Annotated in this window: 15 protein-coding genes and 3 tRNA genes; all 18 read left to right on the top strand. The window is 40.1% G+C overall.

Translation table 11 applies throughout. The features are described from left to right. The first annotated feature begins 171 nt into the window (after positions 1–171). A tRNA-Pro gene (locus tag ACZW67_RS00005) sits at positions 172–248 on the top strand. Positions 249–344: 96 nt separating this feature from the next. Continuing rightward, a tRNA-Arg gene (locus ACZW67_RS00010) sits at positions 345–421 on the top strand. 39 nt (positions 422–460) lie between these two features. Further along, positions 461–536: transfer RNA gene (locus tag ACZW67_RS00015), tRNA-His, on the top strand. Positions 537–1,125: 589 nt separating this feature from the next. After that, positions 1,126–2,061, top strand: coding sequence for a helix-turn-helix transcriptional regulator (locus ACZW67_RS00020; protein ID WP_465181677.1), 936 nt, complete (start codon positions 1,126–1,128; stop codon positions 2,059–2,061). 289 nt (positions 2,062–2,350) lie between these two features. Then, a complete protein-coding gene (locus ACZW67_RS00025; RefSeq protein WP_465181678.1) occupies positions 2,351–3,451 on the top strand; it encodes a hypothetical protein in 1,101 nt (366 codons plus the stop codon). A gap of 616 nt (positions 3,452–4,067) precedes the next feature. After that, positions 4,068–4,622 (top strand): protein-disulfide reductase DsbD N-terminal domain-containing protein, encoded by a 555-nt coding sequence (locus ACZW67_RS00030; RefSeq protein ID WP_465181679.1) that lies wholly within the window; start codon positions 4,068–4,070, stop codon positions 4,620–4,622. 62 nt (positions 4,623–4,684) lie between these two features. After that, positions 4,685–6,838 (top strand): protein-disulfide reductase DsbD, encoded by a 2,154-nt coding sequence (gene dsbD, locus ACZW67_RS00035; protein WP_465181680.1) that lies wholly within the window; start codon positions 4,685–4,687, stop codon positions 6,836–6,838. A 419-nt stretch (positions 6,839–7,257) separates the two neighbouring features. Beyond that, positions 7,258–8,727 carry a phospholipase A gene (locus ACZW67_RS00040; protein ID WP_465181681.1) on the top strand — a complete coding sequence of 490 codons (1,470 nt, stop codon included), beginning with the start codon at positions 7,258–7,260 and terminating at the stop codon, positions 8,725–8,727. A 24-nt stretch (positions 8,728–8,751) separates the two neighbouring features. Then, positions 8,752–9,585: a ComF family protein gene (locus ACZW67_RS00045; protein WP_465181682.1), complete on the top strand. Its 834-nt coding sequence runs from the start codon at positions 8,752–8,754 to the stop codon at positions 9,583–9,585. 361 nt (positions 9,586–9,946) lie between these two features. Beyond that, a complete protein-coding gene (locus tag ACZW67_RS00050) occupies positions 9,947–10,453 on the top strand; it encodes a pilus assembly FimT family protein (protein ID WP_465181683.1) in 507 nt (168 codons plus the stop codon). Further along, a complete protein-coding gene (gene pilV, locus ACZW67_RS00055; RefSeq protein ID WP_465181684.1) occupies positions 10,453–11,019 on the top strand; it encodes a type IV pilus modification protein PilV in 567 nt (188 codons plus the stop codon). Before ACZW67_RS00050 ends, pilV begins: the two co-directional genes overlap by 1 nt. After that, complete coding sequence (locus tag ACZW67_RS00060) at positions 11,019–11,999, top strand: PilW family protein (protein ID WP_465181685.1); 981 nt, start codon at positions 11,019–11,021, stop codon at positions 11,997–11,999. The genes pilV and ACZW67_RS00060 overlap by 1 nt, the downstream gene beginning before the upstream one ends. 15 nt (positions 12,000–12,014) lie before the next feature. Further along, positions 12,015–12,881 (top strand): pilus assembly protein PilX, encoded by an 867-nt coding sequence (locus ACZW67_RS00065; protein WP_465181686.1) that lies wholly within the window; start codon positions 12,015–12,017, stop codon positions 12,879–12,881. A 44-nt stretch (positions 12,882–12,925) separates the two neighbouring features. After that, entirely contained in the window at positions 12,926–16,852 is a 3,927-nt protein-coding gene (locus tag ACZW67_RS00070) for a pilus assembly protein (RefSeq protein ID WP_465181687.1), read from the top strand. Between the two features lie 13 nt (positions 16,853–16,865). Further along, positions 16,866–17,417: a type IV pilin protein gene (locus ACZW67_RS00075; protein ID WP_465181688.1), complete on the top strand. Its 552-nt coding sequence runs from the start codon at positions 16,866–16,868 to the stop codon at positions 17,415–17,417. Then, a complete protein-coding gene (locus tag ACZW67_RS00080) occupies positions 17,417–17,860 on the top strand; it encodes a type IV pilin protein (RefSeq protein ID WP_465181689.1) in 444 nt (147 codons plus the stop codon). The genes ACZW67_RS00075 and ACZW67_RS00080 overlap by 1 nt, the downstream gene beginning before the upstream one ends. A gap of 613 nt (positions 17,861–18,473) precedes the next feature. Next, positions 18,474–18,902: a pilin gene (locus ACZW67_RS00085; RefSeq protein ID WP_465181690.1), complete on the top strand. Its 429-nt coding sequence runs from the start codon at positions 18,474–18,476 to the stop codon at positions 18,900–18,902. A 73-nt stretch (positions 18,903–18,975) separates the two neighbouring features. Next, the gene (locus ACZW67_RS00090) at positions 18,976–20,490 is read left to right on the top strand and encodes an O-antigen ligase family protein (RefSeq protein WP_465181691.1); all 1,515 of its coding nucleotides are present in this window, start codon (positions 18,976–18,978) and stop codon (positions 20,488–20,490) included. Positions 20,491–20,500 lie beyond the last annotated feature (10 nt).

The following is a 20,500-nucleotide window of genomic DNA, read 5'->3' on the forward strand; positions in this document are numbered from 1 at the left end:
AGTAGGTGTTTTTGAAATAATTTAGAAATTTTTTAAATTAATCAAAAATAAGTGTTGACACTACCACCGTTTCCGCTTAATATGTGCACCTCGATAGCGAGGAACATTAACGAGTTAGCAGTATTTATGATAACAAGTTAAGCAACAAACTATCGTGATAATAGAAATTTTCGGAGTGTGGCGCAGTTTGGTAGCGCATCTGGTTTGGGACCAGAGGGTCGTAGGTTCGAATCCTATCACTCCGACCATCTATTTTTAAGAGCCTTACAGGCTTTTTTTTATGTATAATGGTTTAGTTTCTGGTATATTTAGAACTGGCTTTAATGTATAAAAGTCCTCTAAGAGCGCCTGTAGCTCAGCTGGATAGAGCATCTCCCTTCTAAGGAGGTGGCCGCAGGTTCGAATCCTGCCAGGCGCACCATTTAGCCTGCAAATTTTGTCTTATCAGGCAATAGTTATGGCGGTTGTAGCTCAGTTGGTAGAGCCCCGGGTTGTGATCTCGGTTGTCGTGGGTTCGAGTCCCATCAGTCGCCCCAATTTTTTCTGCATTACCTCTCTTTAGTATTTCTAGCTTTACCTCACTATAAATCTCTTTATAAATAATCAGTCTCTGCCACTTTTGGCGATTTTTTGCGTCTATACGATTTGTTTTGATGACAAGTCTTCTGTATAAGCGACCTGTCTCTGTACCTTCTTCATTATTCCTTAATGGCTATTATATGAGCCAATAAAGATAAACTTTTAAGTTGTGCATCATGATAAAGTTTTAAAGACGGTTGGTATAGACGATTTATTCAATACAACATCAGTTATAGTCCATCTTCTATAAATTGGATACGGTGTCAGGCTCGCTTAGTCTACTATTTATAGTACTTTCACTAGCCTTCTTTATATCCAAATTATACTGAACCGACTATATCAAATAAAAATAGCTAGAGCCATGTCGTAGTCATAGCAAGCTTAGTGCTGCCGTACATAGATTTTGCTTGCTTATAGTATGGTTAAATCTATATTAGTCTAGAACACTACGTACATATCGTATATCAAGCGACACTACTACCGTGGCGATTCATAATTGTTTGGCTATAGGCGGTGACTGATCTTATATTATCGAAGGGGCAACTAATGGATGCATTGAGTGTACTGCTGCAAAATGTGCATTTGTTCGAAACCAAATATTATCGCCTGAATGGTACTGGTAATTGGTCTTACTCAATCACTCGGCAAGATACGATTTTATTTTATTTGGTCATGTCTGGTAGTTTTTGCATTGACGTTGGTAATGGTCTGCGGCAGGCACATGCTGGTGATATGATTATGATTCCTAATGCGCATAGGCATGTTAGCTACGCGTTGAACCATCATGGCGATGCTGCAGAATCGTTGGATGACTTACTGCCTAATTGTAAGAGTAATACGCTTGAAATCAATGGTAACGGTGATCCCAATTCATCTTTGATATTGATTGAATGCAAATATGACAAAGAAATGATACGTCCTTTACTATCTGTACTGCCTCCGATTTTGCCTGAAATTAATGATGCAGCCGATGGTAGGTTCGAAGTCATCGATGTCGAGATTAAGCTCTTAACACTAGAAGCTGAACGTGAACGCATGGGTAAGACTGCGGTCATTAATCACTGGGCAAGTATTATGATGATTGAGTGCTTACGTGTGTATATTGAAAGTCTGCCTGAGGCCACAGAAAACTGGCTCAAGGCGATGAAAGATCCATTTCTAACCAAAGCGTTGGCCGCGATGCATGAAGACCCAAGCCAAAGTTGGACGATTCATAATCTCGCCGAAGTAGCGGGTATGTCACGCTCAAGCTTTGCACAACGTTTCAAAGATACAGTTGGGATGCCGCCGTTGACCTATTTAATTGATTACCGCCTACGATTGGCAGCACGCTATTTGCGCTTACAGCAAAACAGTATCAGCCGTATTAGTTCGCTGGTTGGCTATGCGTCAGACTCGACCTTTAGCCAAGCATTCAAGCGTGTTTATGGGGTGTCCCCTAAAGTGTATCGTCAGCAATATCAAAAAAAAATAATGGCTTAGCTTGTGCTCATCGCACTTATTTACATTAAAAGCGTTAAGGGCACCACTGAGCCTTTAGCGCTTTTTTTATTTTTAACCATGGTGAATGAGATGTCGATAGAGACTTTTTATCTGACTGCTACGCCTGGTATTTTGATGATGTATGGCTGACAATGTGCTCGTGTTAAGGTACTATGGAATAATGAGTTGTCTAGGCGTGCGTGCTTATTTTTAGCGTATGATATTTCACTGTATGGCAGGAATATCGTATGGTCTAGATGATGTTTACTTTTGCTGCTGATGGTATGTTATGACTGAACCGACCGCAAAGCCAAGCGCACAAGCCAATAGCCAAAAAGGCTCTGCTGCGTCTGCCAAAAAACAAAGCAATACAAGTACAAACAACGCTACAGACAAGGTTGAGGATAATCCATGCCTTGTAGAAAGTACGGAACAAGACAATATAGCCGAGCCACTTGATAAGGCGACATTGCTAGCGCTGTTTACCTTACCAAATTCAGAAGAGATGGTGGCTGAAGGGGTAGAGGTTGAAGTAACGTCTAAAACTTCATCTACTGGGCTTGCTCATAGCCATTCGACCACGCAAAAACCTGCTGATAACCAGAATAATATTGCTGAACAGAGAGTGGCGCTTTATCAGGCTCAGCATGAGCGTACTCGGCTGTTATATATGGCTTCTGCCAGTACACGTCCGACTTATCTGGTACAAACGCTTAAGTTACAGTTTGCAGAACATCAGCAGTATCTACTTGCTCAACAGCTCGATAAGCGCGGTTTGATGGATACGGATGGGCTAGAGCGTCTTTGGCAGCAGTTACATGTGGTTGATGATATCATCGCCGATATTATCCGTCACATGCCAGCCCAACAACCAGTAGGGTGGCAGTTGACTACCCAAGATGGTCGCAACCCGTTGTGTTTTGCAACTGTGGGTAAGCTAAAATATGGTAAACCTATTCGTGATCAAGGCAGTCTCAATAGCTATGTGCTTGGCCACTTTGGTGTGAGTAGCTTTACCTATGACCGCGGCTATTATATTGGGCATGTCGTTGGTTACTTATTTAGCTGTTATTTCTGTGCTCATTTGTCTATCAGCTACGGCGTTACGGCCCTTAGTCAGCCGGTCGTTGCAGATTATGACTATGCCAGTCTCGAGACCCCGCATATGGTCAGGCTGTTGCAAGGGTTAGATGGTTATTGTAAAAAACGTATCTATCAATTGGCGGTTATCTGTGCGCGATTGAGTGTGTTTGCTAGTGACAAGCGTATTGAAAGAATGCTGATTGCAGAAGTAAATGACTTTGACAAAAAACTGCAACAACAGCATTTAGATGTTCTGCTATTGCAAGGAATAATGCCAGATAGTAGCGACTCTACGCCACTTCTTTAAGTTTTGACTCTCTCAAATTTATCGTTAGATATTATTATTGAGTATGGCTGTATTTGTATTGCTCTTTAGCGCTCTGTCTTTCCTAATTTTGCCAAAGATTCGAATGGTTGGAGCGAGCGTTATCACTGATTACTTGACTTGTTCCTTTCATTATCGAATGTCCAATATAGCTACTTTCTAAACCTTACCTTAGCTTTCTTAATATTTGCTTACTGTTGTATATTATTGACTGAGTCACATTTTTACTATGGTAAAACCAGTCATCAAGCTATAGTGAGCCTTATTTGAGAAGTCAGTATTATCCAGAAGCGATTCTTATAGAAATTAGCCATTATGCTATTCATTATTATTGAGAGTATCAGTACAGAGTTCTACTAAAAGAACCGTGTATAGGTGGGATGTTTGACTATTTAAATGAGTCATCGCTCAAAATCAATCAATAAGGCAATTATTGGTTGATGTTTTTTATCAAGAGATAAAATAAAAGCCGTTATATAAAGTCTTTACGTTATAAAACTTTGTATGAGACAGTCATTTTTAGATAATTTGGATACAAGAAAGCCGGTCTAGGTTTTTCCCATCAGTCCTTAAAAGTAGCAATCAAAGGTAGTTATTCATGTCAATCCAAACGTCAACATCAGCCGCAATAGAAAAGCGTGCGGCTAACAAATCTTACGTGCTTGCATTTACTGTGATGAGTGCTTCGTTAATGGCTGGATTGTCAATGACATCCATGAGTGCGCAGGCAGCTGGTTTGGGTGAGCTGTTCAATAACAGTAATACCAAATCAAAGTTTTTGCCTGTTGATGAAGCCTTTCAAGTGGTTAGCAGTACTAAGGCGACATCTAAAGGCACGCGCTTATCGATTAATTTTGATATCACACCAGGCCATTATGTCTATAAGAATAAATTAACCTTAAATTTTCCTAAAGGCGTGAGCGCCACGCCGTTTACTTTTAGTCAATCCCCTGTCTCAATTGATGATCCAACCTTTGGTAAGGTACCTGTGTTTACGCAAAGAAATATGGTGGCCACCACGATGCTGACCACGAAGAATAGCAAAGGTGCTAAGAATGTGCCGGTTGTGATTGGCTGGCAAGGCTGTGCCACTGCAGGTTTGTGCTATCCACCAGAAAAGGTAAAAACAACGGTCGATATTGCTGTTAGATAGCTAATAAGTCGCTCTATATCTTGGTCATAAATAGAATATTGGTAATAAATAGGTAGCCATTCATGTCGATTAAGGCAAAAGAAAAACCCTCATCGCTAACGCTAAGCCGTCCTGCTAAAGAGTCTTATCTACTGGCATTTGCGATAAGCAGTAGCTCGTTATTTGCAGGACTGTTACCTACTGGTGTAGTTGCTACTGGGTTGGCAGCGACGTCTATGACCACGCAAGCGGCCGGATTGGGTGACTTGTTTGGCAATAGTAAGAGTGACGCAAAGCAAAAATTCCTACCAGTCGATCAAGCATTTCAGGTCATTACCGACACTAGTGCTACAGGTAGTGGCACACGCTTAGCCATTAATTTTGATATAACGCCTGAGCATTATGTTTATAAAGATAAAATCAAGCTAACGCTGCCTGATGGGGTGACAGCAGCACCGTTCACCTTTAGTCAAAAGCCTGTACTGATTGATGATCCCACCTTTGGAAAAGTACCTGTATTTGATCAGATCAATATGGTCGCAACCACGACTTTGACGAATAAAAGTGGAAAAAGCGTAGACAATGCCGCCGTCGTCATTGGTTGGCAGGGTTGTGCCAAGGCAGGGCTATGCTATCCACCTGAAAAAATTAATACGACTATCAGTATCGCTGCTACAACGCAGCAGTCTGTAGAAAACAGCACCAATACCTCTAATGCTGATTTAGCAACTGACGCTAGTCTAGCAGATGACCCACAGGTGCCTGAAAATGATATTGATACAGACAATGCTGAAGCAGGGCAAGCACAGGCAGATGATGAGGTTATTGATTATGCTTTACTAGATGAAGGCTCGCTAGATGGTGAGCTGACAGCGACTAATACAATTTCCGGAGCAGATGGAGAGACCACGGCTAACAATGTTAATGCTCAAAGTGATACGGTAGCGGCTGCCAATAGTGTTGTCGATAGCGATCCTTTTGGCTTAGGAACGCATCCTGGCTTGGCACTGATTTTACTGTTTTTAGCAGGTCTTGGTTTGGCTTTGACACCATGTGTATTGCCCATGCTGCCTATCGTCGCCAATATTGTCGCTCGTGAAGAGAACCCAACGGTTAAACGTGGCGTTATCTTAACCACCAGTTATGCCATCGGTGTAGCGACCGCGTATGGTATTTTGGGCGCTGTCATTGCGGTGTTCGGTGAGTCATTGGGCATTATTGGTTGGCTACAAAATCCCATCATCCTAATCAGTTTTGCGATCGTCTTCGTTTTACTGGCGTTTTATATGCTAGGTCTGTTTAGTATCCGATTGCCAAGAGGCATCAGTAGTAAAATGCAAGGGTTGAGCCAAGCAGGTGATAGTAAGCTTGGGAGTACAGGTGGTAGTTTGATCGCTGGTTTCTTGTCAGCTTTAGTGGTGTCGCCTTGTGTCTCTGCCCCATTATTTGGTGCGCTGCTTGCGGTGTCTACGATTGGCAGCCCGTTGCTCGGTTTCGCTGCTCTATTCATGCTTGGGTTTGGTTTGTCTGCCCCGCTTATTTTAATCGGTGCAACCCAAGGCAAAATCATGCCAAAAGCTGGCGAGTGGATGAACTGGGTCAAGCAAGGTTTTGCCTTACTACTCTTTGCCGTGGCATTATTATTGATTGAACGAGTCTTTATATCACCAGTGATGCTAGTAGTGTGGGCACTATGGTTCATGGTAGTAGCGACATGGGCGTGGAGCTGGTTGGGTAAAGGTCGCATGCTCACCCAAGCATTCGGTTTACTCGCAGGTATTTGGGCGGCTTGTTTGATGGTAGGTGCCGCATTAGGTAACGATGATAGTTTACATCCGCTTGCATCATTGAGTGCATCGCCAACGACACAGTCGATGACGAACCCATCAGCTGCTAATAATGTCACAGATCAGACGGTCACTACGTTGGCTGAGTTGGATGTCATTATCGCTGCCAATCCAAAAGTCATAGTAGATGTCACCGCTGAGTGGTGTATAGAATGTCGCATCATGGACAAGAACTTGTTCCATAATCGTCCTCTACAGATGCAAGACTGGCAATTGGTTAAACTTGATATCACTGAGACTACTGCTGACTCTAAAGCTATTTTGTCACGCTATAAATTATTTGGCCCACCTGCTTTACTGTATTATCAAGAAGGTCAACTGGTCAATCAACAAGTTGGTGAAATTGGTCGTTCAGAGTTTGAGCAAACACTGACGATGCTTAATAACTGATAATGAGTAGCTCGTACCTAACGACTCATACTTAGCGACTTATCATCAATAAATCTTACTTAACAACATGAGCAAGTCTTTTGCTAAGGCTTGATAATTTGAAAGAGCCAACATACTACGGTGATAGTATGTTGGCTTTTTTAATGTGCTCAAAGATTATCTATCATAATGAGACTAAGCACTTGGTTTAACATCTTTTATTCATATCTACATTTGTATTATAAGGCAATAACGCTAGTATAATATCCATATTTTCATTACAATAAAGCAACAATGCTAAAGACGCATGTCCGATGACAGTTTTGGACTTTTATATCCGAATATTATGGGTCTTGTTCTATTTTAGCGATGACGATAATGGTCAACTTCATTACTTCATATACTTGCTGGCGATGATGCCAGTGGGACAAAGGATACTTATGTTTCCCCATATCACTGCACAGCGCCCATTTATGCCCCTTACCAAAGCGAGAAAAAATATCTTACTTCAAACAGAGAAACATCATCTGAACATTGCTATCGGAATCGCATTAGCTTGCTTGACAGTGCAAGTGCATGCTGCCGACAATACGCAAACTTACAATGAGTTGCCAATACCAGAGACAGCATTTGACTATGAAGATTCTGAAATACCACAAGGTATGGATGAGCAGTCAAAAACCTCAAGTACGGCTGAAACAAACCGCAAAGTAGTGAGCAAAGAGTTTGTTGCTGAGCAGGCAAAGTTGTTTTTTGATTGTACCCAAGTACAGATCAGTTCCGCACGCTTAGCCTGTTTTGACAAAGTTGCTGAGCAAGGTAAGACCCCAAGCTACACATCGACTAAACAGCCATTAGATTTGGCAAAAACCTTCAAAAGCACAATATCTGGTAATCCACAAGTGGTGTTGGCTGAGGCTGAGAGCACGATGAAAGGCACGACCGTTGAAGATGCCGAGACGGTTGTAGTGAGTAACCAGCGATATGCTGCAAGTAAATTAGAGGCAAGTAATAGCGCAGAGTTAACTAGTGAAACTCAAAATACGGCGCAGATTTTAGAAAATGTTGGTGTCACTCAAGCAGATATTGAAAAATACTCGCCACTCAGTCTAGCCTATGATCTAGATCAAAACAGTGAGCGCGGTACATGGACTATTAGACCGCACAATCCTAATTATCTTTTGCCCGTATTTTATACTGCTGATCCTAACTTGAGTCCAAGCACACCGTCACAAGATACAGTCAATCTTACTGCTAATGATAGACGTGAAACCGAGCTCAAATTTCAGCTGTCTTTAAAAACTAAAGTCGCTGAAGATTTGTTCGATACCAATGCTGATCTTTGGTTTGGTTATACGCAAGAGTCGCATTGGCAGGTCTATAACGAAGACAACTCACGACCATTCCGAGCAACTGATTATCAGCCTGAAATATTTTTGACGCAACCTGTAGCGGCTAACTTACCCTTTGGTGGGCGTCTGCGTATGTTAGGCGCAGGAGCAGTGCATCAGTCAAATGGACAGGATGATCCTTTGTCACGTTCATGGAATCGTCTTTACTTGATGGCTGGTGCTGAGTGGGGTAATTTCTCGGTTGTACCTCGTTTATGGGTCAGAGTAGACGATGATGATGATCAAGATGATAACCCAGATATCGAAGATTATATGGGCTATGGCGACGTCAAATTCTTATATGATTTGCCAGATCAACAGAGTATCAGTGGCACCTTGCGCTATAATCCAGATACCAATAAAGGCGCTGCTCAAATTGACTACGTCTATCCACTAAGCAAAAACGTTAATGGTTACGTACAGTTGTTCCAAGGGTATGGTGAGTCTCTTATCGATTATAATGACGAAACTACCGCTATCGGTATTGGTGTTATTCTCAATGATTGGAAAGGATTCTAGTAGCATGGGCATTGATAGTCATTTATGTGGCGATTAGCGCTCTATCAAACTGGGCTATGGCTGGCAGAGTATCTAGACGTACGCTGCCAGTTATGCCGTGTTTATCGTAGTTCATCACAGTCTCAGCTATTACAAAGCCAATCAGCGCTAAATAGTAATGATTCACTAAATACCAATGCAGTATTTAGACCCTCAAATGATAATCCTTTCTCTGCCAAATTGATGCAACAGGCTTATCGCCTCTTAAATAGAGGGCTACTGTGTGCTCACTGTCATCATAGTATAGCGTGGTTACCCAAGCCTTTCGAGGTTGATATTTCTGCTGGTACTTCATTGTCTATTCAGGCTGCCACCTATTATGACTATCCGATTCGTCAAGCCATTAGAGCCTTTAAACATCACGAAGATATAACCAAACTGCCAATACTGCTACATGCTATACGTCAGTTACCACGACCGCGTGGTTGTCATCATGATAATAGCGTGATTGTTGCAATGCCAACGACCGATCAACGATTAGTAAAACGTGGGTTCGATCCAGTGAGTATTTTATCAGCACAACTGTCTAAGCATTGGCGGATACCATTGTGGCACGGCATCATGAGAGTTGATGATACGATCAGTCAGCAAGGACTCACGCGTGCAGAGCGCTTAAGTAATTTAGACAATGCCTTTGTATTGATAGAAAATCCACCCGTCAAACGCTTATTACTATTCGATGATGTTGCAACCACAGGTGCCAGCTTACAGGCATTAGGACGTGTACTGTCTGTACCAAAAGCAACCACGTTAGGTAACCAAAATCATAATAAATATTCCTTGTCCGCCTATGCTCTAGCACATGGAAGCCAACCTTAATAGCTACTTTCATCTACTCAGAACATGCTAACATGTTGCTAATTTGTTACCTTAGCGCTATATTGTGAAAACTGTATATAGTAATTTGTTGGCTATCAACAAAACACTTCTCTCACCGCTGAATTGAATAATACGATAAAAATGACAAGTTCTAGATAGCTTGTACTATTGACGCATCCGCTATTACTTCGTTATTAGATAGCAACTAAAAATTGTGGAATAAAAATTGCAGGTTTTATGTTCTATAAACATAAAAAGTTTAGCGAAAATACTATAAAAATATGAGTCCATGATTAATGCTTTCAGCGGAACTTAGCATCGCTATCAGACAGACAATGGCCGTTATAAATAGGGATTTGATGTGAACGCATCTACAAATAGTCTACCAATCAGTTTACGAATGAACAGCTCCGGATTTACTCTAATTGAGCTGATGGTAACCATTGCTGTGCTTGCCATTATTGTTAGTATCGCGGCGCCTAGTATGAATACTCAGTTTGCCAATCAGCGTGTGAAATCTACTACTTCGACACTACTTACTGCATTAAAAGAAGCCAAGGTCGAAAGTATTATCCGCCGTCAAGATATAACGGTTATATATGATGACACTGTTAGCCCTCAGACGATTACACTGCAAGCTAATAATGTCGATATCTCTAGCTACGATATTAGTGACAGGAGTACGGTCACTCAGATGATTACACCGTCTACTGTAAATAACATTGTTTTTAAACCAAATAAGACAATAGATAATAGCGCGACAGTCCTATATACGATCTGTGATAGCGGGTCTGATAATGAGACACCTAAACAAGTAGAACTCACTACAATTGCTAATGTTAATACTATAAATGCTGGGAGCTGTTGATGAATACTAAAAGCACGCAAGCAGGCGTAGGACTAATAGAAGTGATGGTGTCATTACTGTTACTAGCTGTGGCTGTTTTAGGATTTAGTGCCATGCAAATGTCAGCGATAAAAGCAACAGATGAAAGCCTAATGCGCACACGCTCTTTGACTATTATGAGAGGAGGTGCAGAGACAATGCGCACCAACCCAAGTGGTATTAGTGCTTTTAAAACCGCTATAAATAGCACCTTAAATTCTATCAATGTTGATGGTACCGGTATAACGAAAGATAGCTGTATAAAAAATACAGATACTGCACCGACAGTAGCAGACAGTTGTACTATTGATCAGCTTGCGACACGTGATGGACTATTAATAAATTCGTATGCAGGTGAGAATGATATTAGCATTGGTATGGTTCCAGGCGGCTGTCCATCAACATCAGGCAACCAAGAACGTCAGTGCTTTGTAGCTAGTTGGGGAGACACAACAGTTGCATTAGATGATACTGCAGCAGATGCATGTGCTAATGCAAATGGTACTTATAAAAACGGCGCAGAGTGCTTTATTATGGAGGCTTACTGATGATATTTCCTCATAACCGTGAATATAGCCATTACAATCAGGCAGGTTTTACTTTAATAGAGCTAATGATCTCCTTAGTACTTGGTCTAATAGTATCTGCTGCTGTCATTCAAGTTTATATAATTAATGTAAAGACCAGTAGTATTCAAGCGAGTGGTAGCGAGTTACAAGATGCTAGTGTGTTTGGTCTACAGCAACTAGAACAACATATGCGCTTGGCGAATTTAGGAAATCCTTCTACTCAAATTGATAGTGCTACTGTAAACGGTGGCATCGTATTAACAGGTGTCAATCTTGGTATTACAGCAGCGACTTACAACGATACTGGTTATTTGACGAGACGAGCTGGTGATAGCACTAGTGGCACTAATGGCTGGACGGGCGTTTCAAACACTATTGTAGGTAGCGACCAGTTAACGATCCAATATACTAATATTACAGACGATACTTTAAGTGATTGTGAAGGGTCAGATATTGCAGTAAACGATATCGTAGTAGAACGTTATTTTTTGCGTCAAGCAACAGGTTCGAGCAGTACGGGAGTTATTAGAGACTTAGTTTTAGCCTGTGATGCGGGACGTGTTAATCAGTCTGGTGGCATAGACACGACGCCAACGGACTCACGTCAGTTCGGTCAAGCAGGTCAGGAGTTTATCGTTAATGTCGACCAGTTCAAAGTTTTATTAGGTACCCAAGAGGCGAGTGGTGCCAATGCTGGACAAGTGATGTATTTGCCAAGTAGCGCATACATGGCTATGTCTGACAAGCCCGCAATAATATCGCTCAAGATAGGTATTATTGTACATGGAAGCACGGCTGTATTCGGTAGTACTGACCAAGATGAATTTACTTTGTTAGGTCAAGACAATAAGCTAAAAACAGATGCTAATCGTACGCAACAAGTACGTTCGACTTATGAGACTACGACCTTACTGCGTAATGCCCGTGTAGTAAATGTCAGTACTAGCTTACAAAACTGAGTAGAGAGACTAAAGATGATTTATGACCGCTATCCATCAAGTTTGAAATCAAAAAGTGTCGATATTAACCTGACATATCGTAGTAGTGAGCAAGGTGCAACATTGATAGTGGTGTTATTGTTTCTAGTTCTCATAATGTTGGCAGGAGCAATAGCGGTCAGACAAAGTAATACAAATCTTAAGATTGCAACTAGCGATCAGATCAATACGGTTTTATTACAATCATCTGATAGTGCCAATCAAAAGTTAGAAGCGATGATCAATGGTAGTTCGACATCGACTGAATACAAAGACGCAACCAGTGTAGCAGGCGTGTTTGGTCATTTTTTATTAAATGAAGAAAACTCAACAAACGAGTTTATTTATTGCTTTAATCCTCGTACAAAAAGATATTTGACAGCAAATGCGACGGTGAGACAACCTACTGGTGGTTTCTGGAGTAGCTTAAACAATGGTATATGTGATTATACAAGTGCAGATGGCTATACTAGTGCCAGGCAAACTGTGTTGACGCAAGTCAGCGTAACAACGACTCCTACTGCTGCCGGTGCAGAAGCCTTTTCACATATGGTTCTTGGTAAAGAAGTGGAAGATAGAACCAGTAAAAAATATCAGTTTGATATTCGAGCCACTTCTGCTTTGCCCTCTTATAGTGAGCCTAAAGATACAGATGGTTCTTGTTTTGCAAAAACAAGTATCGGCGCTAATGTAGCATCAGGGAAAAACTCATTGAATGACTGTCTGCTAAAGGCTACTACGCCAAGCAAAATGCTATATGAGCAAGCTGATGTTGAGAACGTTTCTTCTGCTACCTTATGTATCCCATTTGGTACAGGATCAGGATCACTGGATACTCAATGTGTGCTCTCAACCACACCTTAGTCCGATAAATCACTAGCTTTATCTTATATACAAGGACAAAAGTCATGAAACGACTTGACAACGTACCGCTATCATCTAACAAACTTCAGGTATCACTAAAGTACTTAGTCGTCGTCATGGCATCTATGATGGTGATACCTGTGTCGCAGGCAGATGTGGCCGGAAAAAAAATTGGTGATTTAGAGATCTATAAAGCGGCTGAAGGTGGCAAGACTACCATTACCATGATGCTAGATACATCAGGTAGTATGACTATAAATCAAGTCAATTATGCTTGTGATTTACCTGGAGGAAAAACCTTTTCTGCAGTTGGAGCTGAGTGGTCAAATACTAATCCTAAATACATCAGAAATTTCTGTAGTAATAACGCCCGATATTTTTATCGTTTAGATGTAAATGATAAAAATAAATGGTACCGCTGTGGTTCTAGCAATGGCTCTGGGTCTAGTGATTATAGCTTTGCCGATTGCGATAAAAAGCTTAATCAGGCACCATCGATTGCAGGATATGAATATATAACTTCTGGTAGTGGCAATCAGTACTATTTTACAGGCGAAAAGGTATATGATCGCCTGACTCGTCTAAAAGATGCCATTTTTACTTTGATGGATAATACGCTGTTGGATTCCAAAAAAGTATCTATTGGGATAGGACAGTTCTCTACACAAAGTAATGAGAATAATATACTCAAAACTGCCGATGGTAGAAGTGGCAAAATTCTAGTGCCAGCAGCTTTGCTGAATAATACTCAACGTTTAGCAATTAAAACAGCAGTAGCCAATTTGGTTGGATTTAATGGTACACCAACAGCAAACGCTTATGCAGAAGTTGGCGCTTATATGTTAGGCACTAACACGCCTACTAGCAGTAGTTATAGTGGTTTTAATAATTCTGTAACATCTTCAAAAAATAGTAGCAACTATATCAGCCCACTGTCATCAGCTTCTAGCTGTGATGGCCGTGGTATTTACTTTTTAACCGATGGTGAGCCAAACACTGCTCCTGACCCTGTGCCTTTAATGAAGGCTGCATTAGGAACTAAAGGAAATGCTTTCTCGGTTACAGCATCGAATAGTTTGCCACAAGGCAGTAGTACAAGTAATGGTAGTTATGATAGTGGTACACCTGCGGTCGGGGCCTTTGCCAAAGCTTTACGTGACCCAACAAAGAATCCATTAGGTACAGATCGAGAAATATATACTGCAGTGGTTGGTTTTGGTTCAGTTTTTGATATTGATAGAGTAGCAGATGAAAAGAAAACAAATATAGAAGACAGAATCATTCGTAACTTACCTTATACTAATCCAAAAACAGGCGTCACCACAGATCGAGATTTTTATAATTGTGAAAAAATAGGAACCGTAGATGCAAGAAACGCGTGTAACTGGGGAGAAAAGTCTCATGATGAGTTAACTGGTGTTGGCGGCTTCGGTGAAGGTGGCTTTTACTCGGCACAGTCTACAGATGATATTGTCAATAGTATTACAGCCTTCGTCAGTGACTTGAATCAAGAACTACCAACTACTCCTTCAGGTACTATTATCATTCCTGATGATCCCTATCGTGCCAATAGTCAGCTCGCGGTTGCTTATTATCCAACATTACAGTCCAAGGTCGCTGAAAATTCAGTAATCTGGAAGGGTAATATGAAAAAATATAGCTTAAATGAAGGCACGTTGTATGGTCAAAATAATAGAAAGCTGTTTGAAAATGTAGCAGGGGAGTTAGATCCAGCGACTCAAGATCTATGGTCAGATAGGGATTACCCTAATGCTAATAGCGGTGTGGCATCTGGTGGGTTTTATGCACGACTTAATACACCAACGACAGGCGTCTCTACAGTCAGAGCTTTATACGTAGAAGATTTGAGAAGTACGACTGTTAATACTACCGATGCTGATGCTACGGTATTGAGAAAATTCGGTGTGAATAATGCAGGGCAAGTGACTTTAGATAATACGCCTTTGTCGAGTACTACGTTTAATGACTCAACGACTTATTCTGAAGATACTTTAAGAAAGTTACTTAACTTTTTAGGATTTGATACCCTTCCTAGCACAGCGACGCTTGTCAAAAACATGACGTTGACGACTGCTAACGCTTCAGTACCGATCAAAGTTGTTGGTGCAACGCTACACTCAACGCCAGCTTCAGTCTCCTATTCTGCTACTTTAGATGTTGATGGCAAAGTAACAGACCAACGTGATGATTATGTACTATTTGGTTCTACTGAAGGTGGCTTGCACTTAGTAAATGCTGACGATTATAGTGCGACAGGTGATGGTGGCAGAGAAAGGTTCGTTATTATCCCAAGAGAGATACTAAAAGACTCAAACAAATCAGCTGGACTCGTTAAAGATGCAACGAAGACTGATATAGGGTCACCAAATTTCGGTATCGATGCACCATGGCTAGTGACTGCTGATTACAAATATGACTTCCCCAACTTAAGAGTTGATATTGATACTACTAATGATAAAGGCCTTTTTGCTTATGGTGGCCTACGTCTAGGTGGTGAAGCTTTTTATGGTATGGATCTTCACGATCCAGACAACCCTAGTATGCTGTTTTCTATCACTCCAGCGACATCTAACTTTAGTAGAATGGGGCAAATTTGGTCAAAGCCTACTGAAGCAAAAATAAAAACCAGCGAGACTGATACTGGTACAGATGTGTTGGTGTTTGGTGGTGGTTATGATACGTGCTACGAAAACGAAAGTTTTCAGGTTGGCATCATCGATACAGCACTAGGTACTTGTTCAAATACATCATCGGCCAAAGGTAATGCTGTCTATATCATCAATGCCAATACAGGAGCGTTGATATGGTCTGCTTCTAGTGACAGTACTGCATCAAGAACGGTTAGTAGTATGACAAACAGTATCGTCGCTGGTGTTACTACCCTAGACCGTGATAATGATGGTTTTATGGATCATCTCTATTTTGCAGATTTAGGTGGTCAAATATTTCGTGCAGACTTTACCAATGCAGGTTTTGTTAAGCCTGTTACATCAGGAGCAGCATCACCTGAGAGCTCGTTTACCAACACAAGAGTTACTCGTGTACTAGCAAGTGCATACACAGGCACTGATACAAAATACAATTATCGTTTTTATGAGCGTCCTGTTGTGAGCTTTTATCGTAACTCAGTGAATAATACATTATTTGCTTTAGTGAATGCTATTTCAGGCGATCGCAGCTCACCTTTATCTAAAATACGTGATACCACAAAATCCGATCGACTATATGGCATCATCGATAATGATGTGACTAAAGCAGACACTATCTTTTATGCAAGCGATTTTGCGACGACCAGTGGTAATCAGGATGTCGTTGATTTAAATGATGCAGCATTAACTGCTTTGCCCGCGGCTCTCGGTACTCAGCCAACTGATGGTTATACATTTGATCAGAAAGATGCAGCGATCAATACTATGAGAACTGGTGCAAGACAAGGTTGGTACTATCCCCTCAATCGTTTTGATGGTTATAACAATGTTAGATATACCAAAGGTATTGGTAAATCAGAAGTGATCAGTAATTTCCTGTATACCACTGTATATAATCCAGATATGAGTTATGGAACCACAGATTCTTGTACAGCACAAATCGTTGGTGGCTCAGAGCGACAACTTTACTGCTTGCCTTATGGTATCTGTACAGATGATACGTCTGAAAACGGTACGGGTGGATTTGCTAGAGCAGGTCAGGGGATCCAAGAGCTAACACTAGGCCCTCGTAGTTCAACATTGTCTAATCAGCGTTTACTTATTGGTACGCAAACACTGACTGAACGTACTCAAGATAGAGTTGATTTTGGCACTGATTCGAGTAAAGGTGGTGATAGCCCTATTGATGAACGCCAAGGTCTGACAGTGGCTGACCAAATTCTAGGTGATGGGACAGCCGGTGAGTACATATTCAATGATCGCTTCACTCTACAGCCAAAAAGATGGTATGAAGTAGATTAATAGGGGTAATCGCATGAATATGAAAACATTAAAAAGTCAGTCTGGATTTACCCTTATTGAGCTGATGGTAGTCATTACGATAGTGGCTATCTTAGCCGCTATTGCTATTCCGTCTTATCGACAGTATCTTGTGAGGAATGTTGAGTCGCAAGCTCAAGCACGTATGCAGCAGCTAGAGATAGAACTGAATCGTTGGCGCGCCACCGCGCTGACATATAAAGGCTTTCAGCCAAGAAAACTGGCAAGTGATGGGTCGATCAGTCATGGCTATGACGATACAGTTACTAATACAATAGTATATGTGCCAGATGGAAGTGATAGTACAAACTATGATTATCAGATTACCCTCGTAGATGGTGCTACAGGCAACAGTTTGACACCTACAAGTACGGCTTACTCTACTGCTGGTAACTCATGGCGTATGTTAGCGGAGCCAAATGAAGGGTTTAAAAATTCAGATGCTCATATTATTATGACCACGAGTATAGGTGTACAGTGTAAAAGTACCGATAGAACAGTTACTAGCACTTCGATTGACTGCGGTACTGGGGAGGAGAAGTGGTAATGTTTATGGTCAATAAAACATCTAACAATTCATTACTACAGCAGCGTGGCTTTACATTAATAGAAATGATGATAGTCGTCGCTATTATTGGTGTGCTTGCAGCGATTGCTTATCCAAGCTACCAGCAATACGTCATCAAAACCAAACGTACTGATATGATGAGTGAGCTGCAAAACATAGCATCAGAGATTGAAAGCCGAAAACTAGTGCAAGGCAGTTATAGTAATGCACTCAAAACTGGATTAGAAGGTAACTATCCTAGTCAAGGTACTCCGCTATATACTGTAGTGATTACTCCTGACCCTCTTACTCCCAAATGGACTATTACAGCGACGCCAATATTAGGAAGTCAAATGGCAGTTGATAGTAGTCTTAGTTTAAATTATCAGAATATTAAGTGTCGCTCGACTACTTGCGGTACTGGTGATTATTGGAATAAATAAACTCGTAATTTGTAAATAATTGGCTTTGAAGTTCAAATGATTTTATCTGATACGTATATAGCATGTTTCAAATACTGTAAAAGGTCTGTCCTAGATATTTTTATTATCTAGGACAGACCTTTTTTATTCGGCTGTCAATAATATTGAGTCAGTAGCTTGACAAAAAATGTCACGCCACTTTACCTTAGACATCTAATTGTCACTTAAATTGACAATTTTCAGTAAGTTAACAGTAACAATCATTAGTAGACAAAAATTGTCATCAGCCTATATATGCTAATTTGTAGCTGTTTTTTCATTTTAAGCTTAGGATAAATACTGTTTAATACCTTATTTCTAGTGGCTTTACATACTATAAACCAAGTGAATATAAGCTATAGATAACTAGTATACATAAGCAAAACTGACTATCAGTAGCAGTACTTTCATAGTAAAAAATCAAGGTAGACTAAAAAGTTGGCACATTACCTGCAACAATAATAACAAGACAGTTAGATGAGTAAGTTAAGTCACTACTCAAACTAACAAACCCTATATTTATAATAGATGGCAGATAGTGATACCGAATAGTGTATCAATAGATTTGTTATCACCTTACCCTAAAGGACATACTATGAACGCTCAAAAAGGTTTTACCTTAATCGAATTAATGATCGTTATCGCTATCATCGGTATCCTAGCTGCGATCGCTATCCCTGCTTACAGTGATTACACAGCCCGTGCTCGCGTGACTGAAGCTGTTACTACGGCATCTTCTATGAAAGCAACTGTTTCAGAAAACATTATTAGCGCTGGTGGTACTACGATAAGTACAACAAATGATAACTGTGCAGGAGTTTCGCTTATTGGTGCTTCAAATGCTACAAATAACGTAATATCATCTGATTGTGCGCCGACAACAGGTATTATTCTTGTAACGACAACAGCAGACGCTAAATCAGTTCCTCTTACTTTAACACCTAAATATGATGGTGGTGGTGTAACATGGGAATGTACTACAGCTACTGGCTTCGAAAAATATGTTCCAGCTGAATGCCGTTAAACATAAGTTTAATTCAATATAGATGCTAATTTTTTATCTAATAATAGGGCTAGGTTATCTTAGCCCTATTATTATGTCACCATGGGTGAGTGCATTTCAGGATTTATGTGCTATCTCGGCCTTAATAATATTAATATCATCACAAATTTATCGTAATAATATCGAAATTGATAAAAGAGTCGTGTATGCCTTTGGCTTTATAGCATTCATTCCTCTAGTTCAATATTTATTCGGAATATTGTTTTTTACCCAAGAGTTTGTTTTATCACTTATCTATATCAGTGTTTTTTTTCTAAGTATAATTAGTGGTGCTAATTTTAATAAGTCATCAACAGATATAGAAAGACTCTCTGTTTTCTTCGTCTTCGTGAGTCTATTTTGTGTAGTACTACAGTTGATACAGTGGAGTGGTCTTTACCATTCTGTATTACTATTAGATAGTAGCTCGCGCCGACCCTTCGCAAATATAGGTCAACCTAATAATTTAGCTACTCTGCTATTCATAGGGTTCTTTTCTAATCTGCTCTTATTTAAAAATAACAAAATAAAAATACAGCTCTATACTGTAGTAAGTATTATTTTAATGACAGGTATAGTGCTTACTCAGTCTAGAACGAGCTGGTTGGTATTCATCGCCATACTATTTATCACTTTTTTCAAAAAACAACTGAACCTTTTTAGCACTATGTTAAGAAGTTCTATGCTGTTTTTCTGCTTTGCCGTGACTTTACCCTATATTACTTTGTTTTTCCAAAATGAAGGTCTAACTGTGACGGAAAGAATCAGCTCTGATTCTTCACGACTCTACATATGGAAACAAATAATCATAGCCATAATGGATAAACCATGGTTTGGATATGGCTGGAACCAAACTTCAGTGGCGCAAACATCGGTAACGCTAAAATATCCTCTTGATATCTGGCTTGAGTATTCACACAATTTATTTTTGGACATTATAGTCTGGACTGGCATACCTATAGGTATATCAATCATAGGGATTATGGTTATTTGGTTTCTGCAAACCTTAAAAAAAATAAACACTCCGAATCAACTAATATTCTTCCTTGTTATTACTGCTTTTTTTATACATTGTATGCTTGAATATCCATTTGCATATGCCTACTTTTTATTACCAGTTGGTCTTTATGTTGGTATTCTATATCAAGAAATATATGAAACTAAACAGGTAAAGGTGAATGCTCTGTTAATGACTCTAATGAGCGTATTAATAGTTACAGTTTTAATTATATCGAGAGATTATTTTTTATTTAATAACAAAAGAGCTACTTACGCTTCCGAAAGTCTATTTTCTCAACAGGTAAAACCTATATCATCAAAAGTATCACTATTAGATGCTTTAGATATGAACAATGATATTTTGTTTCTAGAAGAATGCTATGTTTTAAGAAGCAATCCTGTTAAACGTTTTAGAGATGTATTTTATCGTTATCCCACAAAACTAAACTTAGCTATGTATTATAAATCTACTATATATTATGAAGCATCTTCTAAGGATGCCGAACGATATATGACGATCAGTTATCCAGGTTATAAACAGAATCTAAATCAATACAGAAAATGCTCTTGATGTTATTTGA

Source organism: Psychrobacter sp. TPE 89C, assembly GCF_055522395.1.

What these genes read in the sequence shown, in the direction of transcription:
- pilV (WP_465181684.1), top strand. Translation starts at nt 10,453, where the DNA reads ATGAATACTAAAAGCACGCAAGCAGGCGTAGGACTAATAGAAGTGATG.
- ACZW67_RS00030 (WP_465181679.1), top strand. Translation starts at nt 4,068, where the DNA reads ATGTCAATCCAAACGTCAACATCAGCCGCAATAGAAAAGCGTGCGGCT.
- ACZW67_RS00080 (WP_465181689.1), top strand. Translation starts at nt 17,417, where the DNA reads ATGTTTATGGTCAATAAAACATCTAACAATTCATTACTACAGCAGCGT.
- ACZW67_RS00020 (WP_465181677.1), top strand. Translation starts at nt 1,126, where the DNA reads ATGGATGCATTGAGTGTACTGCTGCAAAATGTGCATTTGTTCGAAACC.
- ACZW67_RS00070 (WP_465181687.1), top strand. Translation starts at nt 12,926, where the DNA reads ATGAAACGACTTGACAACGTACCGCTATCATCTAACAAACTTCAGGTA.
- ACZW67_RS00075 (WP_465181688.1), top strand. Translation starts at nt 16,866, where the DNA reads ATGAATATGAAAACATTAAAAAGTCAGTCTGGATTTACCCTTATTGAG.
- ACZW67_RS00090 (WP_465181691.1), top strand. Translation starts at nt 18,976, where the DNA reads ATGTCACCATGGGTGAGTGCATTTCAGGATTTATGTGCTATCTCGGCC.
- ACZW67_RS00065 (WP_465181686.1), top strand. Translation starts at nt 12,015, where the DNA reads ATGATTTATGACCGCTATCCATCAAGTTTGAAATCAAAAAGTGTCGAT.
- dsbD (WP_465181680.1), top strand. Translation starts at nt 4,685, where the DNA reads ATGTCGATTAAGGCAAAAGAAAAACCCTCATCGCTAACGCTAAGCCGT.
- ACZW67_RS00045 (WP_465181682.1), top strand. Translation starts at nt 8,752, where the DNA reads ATGTGGCGATTAGCGCTCTATCAAACTGGGCTATGGCTGGCAGAGTAT.
- ACZW67_RS00085 (WP_465181690.1), top strand. Translation starts at nt 18,474, where the DNA reads ATGAACGCTCAAAAAGGTTTTACCTTAATCGAATTAATGATCGTTATC.
- ACZW67_RS00040 (WP_465181681.1), top strand. Translation starts at nt 7,258, where the DNA reads ATGTTTCCCCATATCACTGCACAGCGCCCATTTATGCCCCTTACCAAA.
- ACZW67_RS00060 (WP_465181685.1), top strand. Translation starts at nt 11,019, where the DNA reads ATGATATTTCCTCATAACCGTGAATATAGCCATTACAATCAGGCAGGT.
- ACZW67_RS00025 (WP_465181678.1), top strand. Translation starts at nt 2,351, where the DNA reads ATGACTGAACCGACCGCAAAGCCAAGCGCACAAGCCAATAGCCAAAAA.